We start from the raw sequence: 11394 nt of genomic DNA, 5'->3' as shown, positions 1-11394 counted from the left end.
GAAGTAAACGACCTGTCCGATGATGGCGATGCTCCGACCTTCATCGTCTTCACGGAGGGCGCCAACCTGATCGAGGGCACCATGGGTTCCCTGGGTGGCACGGGGCCGTTGGATGCGGACGTGTGGCGGTTCACCATCGCGGCGGGGTATTACCTCACGGGGATCAGCCTGACGGACTACTCGGCTCCGACGGGTCCGAATGATTCGTTCATGGCCATGGATGACGCCACGACCATCAACATGTCCGATCCGTCGCAGCACCTGAGCAACGGTCTGTGGACTCAGGAGTTCGACGGCTTCGGCGGCACCTACACGGACCTGATGGCGATCCTCGATGCCGGGCCGGAGTACGGCGGTGATGGCTTCAATGGACCGCTGGGTCCCGGAGAGTACACGTTCTGGATTCAAGAAGGGTCGGAGCAGATCCAGTACAGCATCAATTTCCAGGTCACAGCCGTGCCGGAGCCTGGCAGCGCGGGCTTGCTGAGCCTGGCGTGCCTGCTGATGCTGCGCCGCCGTCGCTGAAGCGGTGCTTCGCTGTTTGCAAAGGCTGCCGCCAGCGGCTAATGCGCCGGGCGCATGATCCGGAACCTGCTGTTCGACTGGTCGGGAACGCTGGCGGACGACCTGCCCAGCGTCTTGAAGGCTGTGAACGCCATGCTGCGCTCCGTGGGGCGCGAGGAACTGACGCGGGTGGAGTTCCAGGCGCGTTTCCGCCTGCCCTACACCGAGTTTTTTGAGGAGATGCTGCCGGGCACGACCCTGGCGGATCTGCAACGGCTCTACCTCCAGCATTTCCCCCACGAGCATGAAGGCGTGACGCTGCTGCCGCATGCGGGGGAATTCATCCGCTACGCCGCAGCCACGGGCCGGCGCATGGTGGTGCTGAGCAGCGCTCCGACGCCGCATGTGGAGGCGCAAGCCCGGGCGCTGGGCGTGCGGGATGCCTTTGAGCTGATGCGCTGCGGCGTGATCGACAAACGCCAGGAGATCCACGCCCTGCTGGCCGAGCTGGACATGCGGCCGGAGGAGACCGCCTTCATCGGCGACATGCGGCACGACATTGATGCGGGAAAGGCGGCCGGCGTGGTCACGATCGGCACCTGCACAGGCTACGAGAGCGCTGAGACGCTGCTGCAATCCGAGCCCGACATGCTGGTGCGGGATTTGTCCCGGCTGCCGGTGCTGCTGGGCGGCTGGAACGTCCGTTCTGAGGCGCATCCCATCGCCACCGTCGGAGCGCTGATCCTGAACGGGGCGGGGGAGCTGCTCCTCATCCGCACGCACAAGTGGAGCCACCGCTGGGGCATCCCGGGCGGGAAGATCAAACGCGGCGAGACCTGCGAGGCCGCCCTGATCCGCGAGATCGCCGAGGAGACGGCCCTCACGCTGCGGGACATCGAGTTCGTCTTTGTGCAGGACTGCATCGAGCCGCCGGAGTTTCAGCGTTCCGCGCATTTCCTGCTGCTGAACTACCTCGCCCGTTGTGCGGACGAGAAGCCGCAGGTGGTGCTCAATGAGGAGGCGCAGGCTTTCCAGTGGCTGCCGCTGGCCCAGGCGCTGGAGGCGGACTTGAACATCCCCACCCGCGTCCTGATCGAGGAATGCCTGCGACGTGGACTGCTGCCCTGATTTGACCATGAACCCGCCCGACGAGATCCACATCAGCGGCCTGCGCCTGACCACGCACATTGGCGTTCCCGACGCGGAGCGGGCCGGCAGCCAGGTGCTGGAGGCGGATGTCTCCCTCCGCATCAAGGGCCGGTTTGAAGCGATGAACGACGAGATCGACGCCACGATCGATTATGCTGCGGTGGCCGCCCGGCTGCAGGCTCTGGCGGCGGAACGGCCGCGGAAGCTGATCGAAACGCTCGCCGCCGAGCTCGCGGCCTGCGTTTTGGAGGAATTCGGGGCCGTCGGCGTCACGATCGAGCTGCGGAAACACATACTGCCCGAGACGAAACACGTGGCGGTGCGGATCGTGCGGGGAGTTTGAACCGAACCGCCCTCGTGCAGGTCAAGAGTTCGCTGTTGCCAGCCAAAGGCCGTCAGCCTAGTATCGAAGCCTCCCAAGTTTTTAATTCTGCCAAACAATGAGATCTTTGCGCCTCCTTTTCGCCGCCGTGTTTGCCTCGACCGTCCTCGTTTCTTGCCCCGGCATGGGTGGTGGGCGCATCGATGCCCGCAATCCCACGGTCTCCCAGCAGGACGCCTACGACGTGCAGTGGGGCCTGCAGCCGCGCAAATCACGTGGCAATCCAAAGCTGCGTTATCAATACCGTGCGCAGCAGGACGAATTCTCCGCCCCCACCAGCGCAGCGCCTGCCGCGGCCGCTCCCTCACCTGAACCGACCCAGGTTCGTGCCGCGACACCTGCCACGGCCCCGATCAGCCCGGCGATCCCCTCCAATCTGCGCTAAGACGCTGATTTCACGTCCTCCTCCAACACGAACGTTCTCGTGAAGAATCTGCTCCTGTCCTGCCTGTTCGCCTTCAGTTGCCAAGCCGTCGCCACTGCCCAGCAATTGAAAGCACCGGAAGCCCTCCGCTCGACGACGGTCCCCACCGTGCCCGCTGAACCGAAGGCACCCTCCACGACAGAGGTCGAAAAGCTGGCCGAGGAGGCGCAGAAGTCGCTGTATCAGACCGTGGACAAGGGCACGGCAGGCACCACGACGACGAAGGGACTGTCTTCCACGGGCTTTGCGCTGCCTTTCAAGCGCCCGGAAGACCCTTCCCGCTGGGACAAGGACTCCGTCCGCAAGATCGCTGTCATGGAGGTCGCCTTCGGTGGTGTGCGTGACACGGTCATGATCGAGCTGTTTCCCGGCGATGCCCCGCAGACCGTCGCCAACTTCATCAATCTGTGCGACAGCGGTTTCTACAACGGCCTCGCCTTCCATCGGGCCATCGAGGGTTTCCTCGTCCAGACCGGCGATCCGCTGACGTCTGATGAGTCCGCCCGCGAGAAATGGGGCACGGGTGGCGAGGACAAGTCGATCCCTGCCGAGATCAAGCGCTCCCATGGCATCGGTGCGGTGGCCATGGCCCGCCGCAGCGACAAGGTGAATCCGCAGCGCCGTTCCAACGGCTCGCAGTTCTACGTCACTCTGGGCAACTACGGCTCGCTCGAAGGCAAGTACACCGTCTTCGGCCAGGTGGTGTCCGGTCTGGACGTGCTGAAGCGCATCTCAATCATGCCGGTGGATGCCAATGACTGCCCGATCGCCCGCATCGAGGTCAAATCGATCAAGGTCATTGATCAAAAAGGCCCCATGCAGGTTCAGCCAGCGGTGGCTGGCGACGGACAGCGCTACAGCAAGCCGGACTCCGCTCGTGGCATGGTCGGCCGCTTCCTGCACCGCGTCTGGTAAGGGGTGCGGGCCATTTTCCGCCCTGGCAGGTGAATCACTTCGCTGGCAGCTCGTAGCAGACCGCCTCGGCATCGTTTCGCAGCAGCAACCAGCGGCCGGCGAGTGTCGGCGGATTCCAGGTCTTGGAATGCAGTGCCTCCAGGCGTGAGATTTCCTCAAGGCGCTCAGGATTGGCCTTCACCAGCGCCACAAAGCCCTTTTCGGCCTGTAGCAGCATCCAGGTCTCACCCAGCCGGATCTGCTGGCCGAAGCCATAACGGCCTTCCCGCCAGCCGCGTTCGCCATCGGCCAGATTCACGCAGCAAAACGTGCCTTCATCGAGTGCGTAGGCATGTGAGCCGCACACGCTGGCGCTGCTGAACTTTGTCCGCGGTGCGCTGCTGCTCCAGATCGATGTCGTGGCCAGTTTGCCCCCGCTGCCCGCTTTGATTTCCAGCAGGTGCGACTTCACCCCGTAGCTGGAGGTAATCAGCAGTCGCTCCGGCGTGACCTGCACCGGCTGGCCGACCTTTGGAAACATCCCCGGCCAGTCAAAACGCCACAGCACGGCACCGCTGGCCGGATCGTGACCCGTCACCGAGCCGTTGTTCACGTTCACGATTTGTTCCCGCCCCGCCAGCGTCAGCAGAACGGGTGAACTGTAGCTGCCGCCTTCGTTTCCGGCCTTCCATGCGATGCCACCATCACTCTGGTGATAAGCGATCAACGACGTTCCGCCTTCGCCGCCGCTGCACACCACGGTTTCGCCCACCAGCAAGGGCGAGGCGCTCTTGCCCCACTGCAAATTCGCCCTGGCACCGGCTTCCTTCAGCACGTCACGACTCCAGCGCAGCGCCCCGGTCGTCAGATCCAGGCAGTTCAGCAATCCGGCGGCTCCCACGGTGAAAACCACGCCCTTCGTCGCATCAACCGTCGGCGTCGCCCGCGGGCCGATGCCGCCCATGGCCTCGTCAAATCGCGCATTGTCCGCGTGCGACCACATCAGCTTGCCGGTGCCGATGTCGTAACAGGTCACGCATTCCTCCGGGCCACGCTGCTCCTGGGTGATCGCACGACTGCCTGCCACGGCAAAGCCGGACCAGCCATCGCCCACGGGGATCCGCCACACCTCACGCGGCGGATGAGCTTTCCAATCCGTCTGCCAGCCTGGTTCCGGCAGCACGCCATCGCCTTTCGGCCCCAGAAACCGCGGCATGTCCGCCACACCGGCCGGAGTCGCCGTCGTGGCGGAGGGTCCGGCGATGTTGTGCAGCGCGGGCAAGGACGCGCGCTGTTTCCAGCGCAGCGCCAGGCTCGGAAACGCCGAGCCATCCGCCGAGCCGTCGTAGCGGAACAAGGCCACAAACCCGGCGATGCACAGCGTCACGATGCCGAGCCGCTTCAAGCGCACGCCGCTCTTCCTCAGCGCCCACCACAGGCCGATCAGCAGCAGCCACAGCGGCAGGAGCAACATCACCGAGATCGACCGCATCACATGCGAGGTGATCCACAGCCAGGCGGAGAGGCCGCCGAGGATCAGAGTGAGAAAGAGAGGAAACTTCGGGATCATGGCGGTGATGATGTGGGCGCTGGATACGCCAGCCGAACTTCGCTGGAAATGGCTGGCTTTGAAAATGCGTTTGTCCCATCCTCGCTCATTCCCGCCAGCCATCATGAAACAAATCGCACTTTCTCTCCTCGCCGCGTCCAGCCTTCTAGCCGCCGATCACGTTGTTTACGAACCCGCCGGCGAATCGAAAGGTAAACACGTCGTCCTGCTCGCTGGCGATGAGGAATATCGCAGCGAGGAGGCCATGCCGATGCTCGGAAAGGTGCTCAGCCAGCGCCACGGCTTCAAATGCACCGTGCTTTTCAGTGTGAATGCCGACGGCGTGATCGACCCGACGGCTGGAAACAGCCTCACGCATCCCGAGGCGCTCGATTCGGCCGACGCCATCGTCATGCTCCTGCGTTTTCGCCATTGGGATGACGCCACCACCAAGAAATTCCAGTCCGCCATCCAGCGCGGCGTGCCTGTGATCGCCCTGCGCACCAGCACGCATGCGTTCAACGGCTATGCGAAAGACAGCCCCTTTGCCTCATGGAACTGGAACAACCCCGACGGCGGCTGGGGCCGCAAATTCCTCGGCGAGACCTGGGTCAGCCACTGGGGCAAACACAAAGTCGAGGCCACCAAGGGCGTGATCGAGGCCGCGAACGCGAATCACCCGATCCTGCGCGGCGTGAGCGACATTTTCGGCAACACGGACGTCTATGAGGCTGCCCCGCCTGCTGACTCCGTCATTCTCGCCCGTGGTCAAATCCTTCAAGGCATGACCGCCGACACCCCGCCAACTGCGTACACCAAGAAGACCAAAGCAGGCACCGAACAGGATGTGAATTCGCCGATGATGCCTGTCGCCTGGGCGCGTGTGGTGAAGAACGACGCCGGCACGGAGAACAAAGTCTTCTGCACCACGATGGGCGCGGCTACCGATCTCGCCACCGAAGGCACCCGCCGCATGGTCGTGAATGCCGTCTTCTGGGGCCTGGGCCTCGAGGTGCCGGAGAAAGCCGATGTCACGCCCGTGGGCGACTACCAGCCGACGATGTATGGCTTCAAAGGCAACAAAACCGGCCTCAAGCCGGATGATTTCGCTCTGACGAAGTGATCGAAGATTGGCTGGCAGAAACAAGAGGGCAAAAACAAACCCATTTTTCTGTCCCCTTGTTTCTGTCAGTCCAGCATCTGACCGCCAGCCCTTTCCAGCGGCTCATTTGAGCTCAAACACGAACGGAATGCCCTGTTCGGTCATCATCTTCTGCTCCTTTGCCATGAAGCGGTCGGCCAGGCGCTTGAAGCTGCCGTCCTGCTTCATGCGGGCCAGGACTTCGTTCACCTTCGCCTTCGTTTCGCTGTCTCCCTGACGCAGCGCCACGGCCCAGACTTCCTCACGCAGCGGCGCCAGCAGCGCACGCGTGGTGTCGGGATGCTGCGCGTGGTGATTCATGATGGAAAGCTGGTCATAAATCCAGGCATCGACGTTCGCGTTCACGACCTCCATCACGCACGAGGTGTCGTTGTCGAGCGCCTTGATCTGCGCGTTCTTGAAATGCTCACGTGCCCAGGCTTCGCCGGTGGTGCCGAGGCGCACGACGATCTTTCGGCCGGGTGCCTGCAGATCATCGCCTTTGGTCACCGCGGAGTTTTTGGAGACCAGCACGGACAGGCCGGTCTTCACATACGGTTCGGAGAAATCCACCGCCTGGCGCCGCTCCGGCGTGGCGCTGACCGATGAGATCACCAGATCGACCGCGTTGGTGAGCAGCGCGGTTTGCAGCCCGTCGAAGTTGATGTTCTTGAACTCGACCTCGCGTCCCAGCGCCTTGCCGATTTCACGGCCGATCTCGATGTCCACGCCGGCGATTTGTCCCTGCTCGTCCACGAACTCAAAGGGCGGGTAGGTGGCATCGGTGCCGATGATGAGTTTGTTGCCGCGCGAGCAGGCGCAGAGCAGGCAGAGGACGACGGCGGAGAGAAGGTGCTTCATGTGAAGTGTGTTTTGAACCACTAATCGACACTAATCCTCACTGATTGTCTGATTCATGAGTGTCAGATGAGTGGGCATTAGTGGTTGGAAAGTCTGGTTTCACCCCAGATCTCCGGAGAAATCACTCGGCATGCGCCAGTCGCCACGGGGCGAGAGCGCCACGGAGCCGACTTTCGGGCCGTCGGGCACGCTGGAGCGCTTGAACTGGTTTTGCGCGAAGCGTTTGAAGAACAGCGCGAGCCACCTGGCGATGGTTTCGTCGTCGTATTTGCCCGCAAAGGCCTGCGCGGCCAGCCAGCGGATCTTTTCCGCGCTGCTGCCGTTGCGCACGAAGTGGAACAGGAAGAAATCGTGCAATTCATACGGCCCGATGGTGTCCTCGGTCTTCTGCTGGAGCGATTCATCCGCTGCCAGCGGCAGAAGTTCCGGCGTGATGGGCGTGTCGGCGATGTCGCGCAGAATGGCTCCCGCCTTGTCGGCGAACGGCCCCTCCGCACACCATTCGATGAGATAACGCACCAGCGTCTTCGGCACGCCGACATTCACGTGATACATCGACATGTGGTCGCCATTGAAGGTGCACCAGCCCAGCGCTGACTCGGACAGGTCCCCGGTGCCGACGACGATGCCGCCGGTCTTGTTGGCAATGTCCATGAGGATCTGCGTGCGTTCGCGGGCCTGCGAGTTCTCGTAAGTCGCGTCGTGCTGATGCTCCGAGTGCCCGATGTCGGCGAAATGCTGCCGCACCGCGTCGTTGATCGAGATCGTTCGCAGTTCGACGTTCAGCGCCTCCGCCAGCTTCTCCGCATTGCCTTTCGTGCGCGTTGTCGTGCCGAAACCAGGCATCGTGATCGTCAAAGCCGCGCTCATGGGCATTCCGGCACGTTTCAGCGCCTCCAGCATCACCAGCAGCGCCAGGGTGGAGTCGAGGCCGCCAGACAGGCCGAGCACCGCTGTCTTCGCGCGGGCTTGTTTCAGCCTGCGGGCCAGTCCGGTGGCCTGGATGGCGAAGATCTCCTCGCACACCGCGTGGCGGTCCACTTTGGCCGAGGGCACGAACGGATGCGGCGTGATCGTGCGGAGCAGTTTGTCATCGCCACCGAGAGCCGGGCCGAGGTCGAAGGAAATGCGCTGCATCGGGATGCCGGCCGTTTCATCGCGGAAGGACGAGCTTTTCAGCCGGTCATGCGCGAGGTGCTGCACATCGACGTCCGCGACGGCTTGTCGTGTCTCGAAGGAGAAACGCTCCGTCTCGCCAAGAATGAGGCCGTTTTCCGCCACGATGCCGTGGCCGGAATAAACCACGTCCGTACTCGATTCGCCGGGGCCAGCCCCTGCATACAAATAAGCCGCGTAGCAACGGGCCGACTGCTGCGCCACGAGATGACGGCGATACGGTGCCTTGCCGAGCACCTCCGTGCTGGCGGAGGGATTGGCCAGCAGCGTGGCTCCGGCGAGCGCGAGATGGCCCGAAGGCGGGATCACGGTCCACAAATCCTCGCAAATCTCGACGCCGAGCACGAATCCGGCGACATCGCGGGCTTCAAACAGCAGTTCAGTGCCGATGGGAACGTCCTGGCCATTCAAACGCATCTCGTTGGTGTTGAGTGTGTGGGCCGGGGAGAACCAGCGCCGCTCATAGAATTCGGCCGAGTTTGGCAGGAACGATTTCGGCACGATGCCCTGCACCTGGCCGCGTGCGATCACCGCGGCGACGTTGTAGAGCCGGTCTTGCACCACCAGCGGCAATCCGACGACCAGAACGGCGGGCAGGTCTTGCGTGGCTTCCGCCAGTTCGGCCAGTCCGCGGCCGGCGGCCGCCAGCAAGGCATCCGCGTGAAACAAATCCGCGCAGGAATAGCCCGTGAGACAGAGTTCCGGGAAAACGACCAGCCTGCAGCCACGATGCACCAGCGATCGTGCTTCCCGCACGATGACCGCCACATTCTTCGCCACATCACCCAAAACCAATTCCGGTGAAACCACCGCCACACGCACGAAACCAAGTCGTTCGCGGGTGGAAATCGGGGAAGGGGCGGCCTGCGGCATGGGAAACCTTAGCACGCAGGGTTTGGGGTGCGCGAGTCGGAAGTGCAGATGGCTTCGGGAGCGCGGGCCTCCGAGCCCGCAGCATTCCGCAAACAGACGAGACCCCCCTTGATCCAGCCGACCGCAGCCAAACCGGGATCACCGTGCTTGCGGAAAGGACGGGTGGCTTGAGCGTTGATTGCGTGGACGACCCGCTGCGGACTCGGAGGTCCGCGCTCCAGGGCGCGTTGTTGGCGGGGCTGGGCAGCTGGGAAGGAGCGCGGGCCTCCGAGCCCGCAGCATTCCGCAAACAGACGAGACCCGCTGCATCCAGCCGACCGCAGTCAAACCGTGATCACCGTGCTTGCGGCACGGCGGGTGGCTTGAGCGTTGAGTCCGTGGACGACCCGCTGCGGACTCGGAGGTCCGCGCTCCGGGGTGCGTTGTTGGTGCGTTGTTGATTCGGCGTGAGTTTTTGCTTGCGGCGTCATCGGGGAGTTTATTTCATCGCGACATGAGCCAGCCGTCGAAACCGCGCCGATCCGGGCTGCCCCATCGTCCCGAGGTACGGCGGGTGGTCGAGCGGCAGAGGGAGGTGTCGCCCAAGTTGACGCGGGAGGAGCAGATCGCGGGTTTTCGAGGCTGGAATGAGCGCGGTTATGTACCCCATCGCGATGAACCCGGCCTGACGCAGTTTGTGACCTTTCGCCTGGCGGACAGCTTTCCCGCCGAGCTGCGTGAGGCATGGGAGAAGCTGCTGGCCATCGAAGATGACCGCGAGCGCCGGACGCAGATCGAAGCCTGGCTCGATCTGGGGCACGGAGCGTGCCATCTGAAGGACGAGCGTGTGGCGCGGATCGTGGCGAACGCGTTGCGACACTTCGATGGGATCCGCTACCGGTTGCTCGCCTGGATGATCATGCCCAATCATGTGCATGTGCTGTTTGTGGTCGGAGACACGCCGATGGCGGAGATCGTCCGGAGCTGGAAGCAATTCACGGCCCGCAAGGCGAACACGCTGCTGGGATGCAAGGGCAGCTTCTGGCAGTCGGATTACTGGGACACCTACATGCGTGATCCAGAGCACGAGGAACGCACGGTCCGCTACGTCCGGCACAATCCGGTGAAGGCGGGTCTGGTGGCGGACTGGAAGACCTGGCCGTGGACCTACGTGCGGCCCGAAGCCTGAGGAGCGCGGGCCTCCGAGCCCGCAGCACTCCCGCCGACAGCCAGCATCCTCGCTTATCCAGACGCCCGCAGTCAAACCGGGGATCACCGTGCTTGCGGCACGTCGGGTGGCTTGCACGTCGGTTCTGCGGACGACCCGCTGCGGACTCGGAGGTCCGCGCTCCGGGGATTGCGCTGGTCGCTCGCTGTTGTGCCGGCTCAGGCCTGCTGCCCTTGGGGCTAGCCGAGCAAAAGTTTCTTCAACTCCGGCGGCGACATCATATAGGCTTATTTTTTGCCGAACCACCGGTTGCGAAGGCAAATTCGCGAGCGCATTCAGCATCAAGACTGGGTGTTTCATCAACTTGCCAAACCCATCGGCTACTCCCTGGCTCCGTAGGACTGGAGCAATCGGATGATCTTCGGACGCCCCATGGCAGCGCTCAGTGGCGTTCCGTCACCATAACTGTTTCCATTCGCGTTTGGATTCGCGCCGTGTTCCAGGAGAAGCCTGACGATCTCAAAATGACCGCTGGTGCATGCGGCGATCAACGGGTTCGGGCCAGATGGGTTGGGGTTTGCTCTGTGTTTGAGAAGCAGCGTAACGACCTCGGCATTGCCGCCGATGGAAGCACGGGTGAGGGGCTGGAATCCCGCCAAGCCATCAAAGCTGACGGGATTCTTGTGCAAATCAGGATGTGCCATGAGGCACATTTTGACGGTCATGGTGTCACCATCAGAAGCCGCGCGGCAAAGGCAGTTCAGGACACAGTTTTCGATCATGGCCGTCGTGGAAAAAAGCGCAGCCGCCCCTCCTGTGAGCACGAGCGTCAAGATGTTGCGTTTCGTCTTGGTCATGAAGGGGGTGCTACCTTATCGGCGATTATGAGACGCTCCGTCAACTCCGGCGTCGGCATCATGCAGGCGTCTTTTTTGCCGAACCAGCGGTAGCGGTTGTGGGCGATGAACAGGTAAAGTGCGTCGCGCCAGGAACGGGGCAAAGGTTTGAGGAGGGTCAGCAGCCTCCACGCTCCGCCAAGGACGCGGCCGATCTCAATGACGGCGTCGCTGGCCTTGAAGGTGCCGCCGGGCGTGAGCAGCAGAAAGACGGTGGGGTGGTCGGGATCGAGGCCATGGCGGATGTAGTGCTCACGGCCGAGCGGGCTCTGGATCGGTGCGAATTTGATTTTTCCCGCCGGATCCCGCCGCACGATGAAGCGCACGGTGGCATCGCATAGATGGCAGATGCCATCGAAGAGCAGCAGATGGTCGTGACTGGGATCGTAGGCTGGCAT

12 protein-coding genes are annotated in these 11394 nt (G+C 63.0%); 7 read left to right on the top strand and 5 right to left on the bottom strand.

The features are described 5' to 3' along the window. The 5 genes from IAE77_RS07060 to IAE77_RS07040 all read left to right on the top strand — a co-directional run. A partial coding sequence (locus IAE77_RS07060; protein ID WP_294223877.1) for a PEP-CTERM sorting domain-containing protein occupies positions 1–525 on the top strand: 525 nt, incomplete at its 5' end. Positions 526–579: 54 nt separating this feature from the next. Further along, complete coding sequence (locus tag IAE77_RS07055; protein WP_294223874.1) at positions 580–1632, top strand: NUDIX domain-containing protein; 1053 nt, start codon at positions 580–582, stop codon at positions 1630–1632. 7 nt (positions 1633–1639) lie between these two features. After that, positions 1640–1996, top strand: coding sequence for a dihydroneopterin aldolase (locus tag IAE77_RS07050; RefSeq protein WP_294223871.1), 357 nt, complete (start codon positions 1640–1642; stop codon positions 1994–1996). Between the two features lie 127 nt (positions 1997–2123). Then, positions 2124–2420 (top strand): hypothetical protein, encoded by a 297-nt coding sequence (locus IAE77_RS07045; protein WP_294223869.1) that lies wholly within the window; start codon positions 2124–2126, stop codon positions 2418–2420. A gap of 39 nt (positions 2421–2459) precedes the next feature. Beyond that, positions 2460–3374 carry a peptidylprolyl isomerase gene (locus tag IAE77_RS07040; protein ID WP_294223866.1) on the top strand — a complete coding sequence of 305 codons (915 nt, stop codon included), beginning with the start codon at positions 2460–2462 and terminating at the stop codon, positions 3372–3374. A gap of 34 nt (positions 3375–3408) precedes the next feature. On the opposite strand, the gene IAE77_RS07035 is transcribed toward IAE77_RS07040, so the two are convergent. After that, positions 3409–4923: a PQQ-binding-like beta-propeller repeat protein gene (locus IAE77_RS07035; RefSeq protein ID WP_294223863.1), complete on the bottom strand. Its 1515-nt coding sequence runs from the start codon at positions 4921–4923 to the stop codon at positions 3409–3411. A gap of 103 nt (positions 4924–5026) precedes the next feature. Between IAE77_RS07035 and IAE77_RS07030 the strand changes: the two genes are divergently transcribed. After that, positions 5027–6025, top strand: coding sequence for a ThuA domain-containing protein (locus IAE77_RS07030; RefSeq protein WP_294223861.1), 999 nt, complete (start codon positions 5027–5029; stop codon positions 6023–6025). Positions 6026–6127: 102 nt separating this feature from the next. On the opposite strand, the gene IAE77_RS07025 is transcribed toward IAE77_RS07030, so the two are convergent. Together IAE77_RS07025 and IAE77_RS07020 are read right to left on the bottom strand one after the other, a co-directional pair. Further along, positions 6128–6904, bottom strand: coding sequence for a transporter substrate-binding domain-containing protein (locus IAE77_RS07025; RefSeq protein ID WP_294223859.1), 777 nt, complete (start codon positions 6902–6904; stop codon positions 6128–6130). A 99-nt stretch (positions 6905–7003) separates the two neighbouring features. Continuing rightward, positions 7004–8953 carry an NAD(+) synthase gene (locus IAE77_RS07020; protein ID WP_294223856.1) on the bottom strand — a complete coding sequence of 650 codons (1950 nt, stop codon included), beginning with the start codon at positions 8951–8953 and terminating at the stop codon, positions 7004–7006. Between the two features lie 493 nt (positions 8954–9446). On the opposite strand from IAE77_RS07020, the gene IAE77_RS07015 reads away from it, so the two are divergent. Next, positions 9447–10121: a transposase gene (locus IAE77_RS07015; RefSeq protein ID WP_294223853.1), complete on the top strand. Its 675-nt coding sequence runs from the start codon at positions 9447–9449 to the stop codon at positions 10119–10121. A gap of 359 nt (positions 10122–10480) precedes the next feature. On the opposite strand, the gene IAE77_RS07010 is transcribed toward IAE77_RS07015, so the two are convergent. Continuing rightward, positions 10481–10957, bottom strand: coding sequence for an ankyrin repeat domain-containing protein (locus IAE77_RS07010; RefSeq protein ID WP_294223850.1), 477 nt, complete (start codon positions 10955–10957; stop codon positions 10481–10483). Further along, positions 10954–11394 carry a thiol-disulfide oxidoreductase DCC family protein gene (locus IAE77_RS07005; RefSeq protein ID WP_294223845.1) on the bottom strand — a complete coding sequence of 147 codons (441 nt, stop codon included), beginning with the start codon at positions 11392–11394 and terminating at the stop codon, positions 10954–10956. The genes IAE77_RS07010 and IAE77_RS07005 overlap by 4 nt, the downstream gene beginning before the upstream one ends.

This window comes from Prosthecobacter sp. (genome assembly GCF_014879935.1).
GTDB lineage: Bacteria > Verrucomicrobiota > Verrucomicrobiia > Verrucomicrobiales > Verrucomicrobiaceae > Prosthecobacter.
The sequence above is the reverse complement of the archived record's forward strand: the minus strand, read 5'-3'. Positions and strand labels throughout refer to the sequence as shown.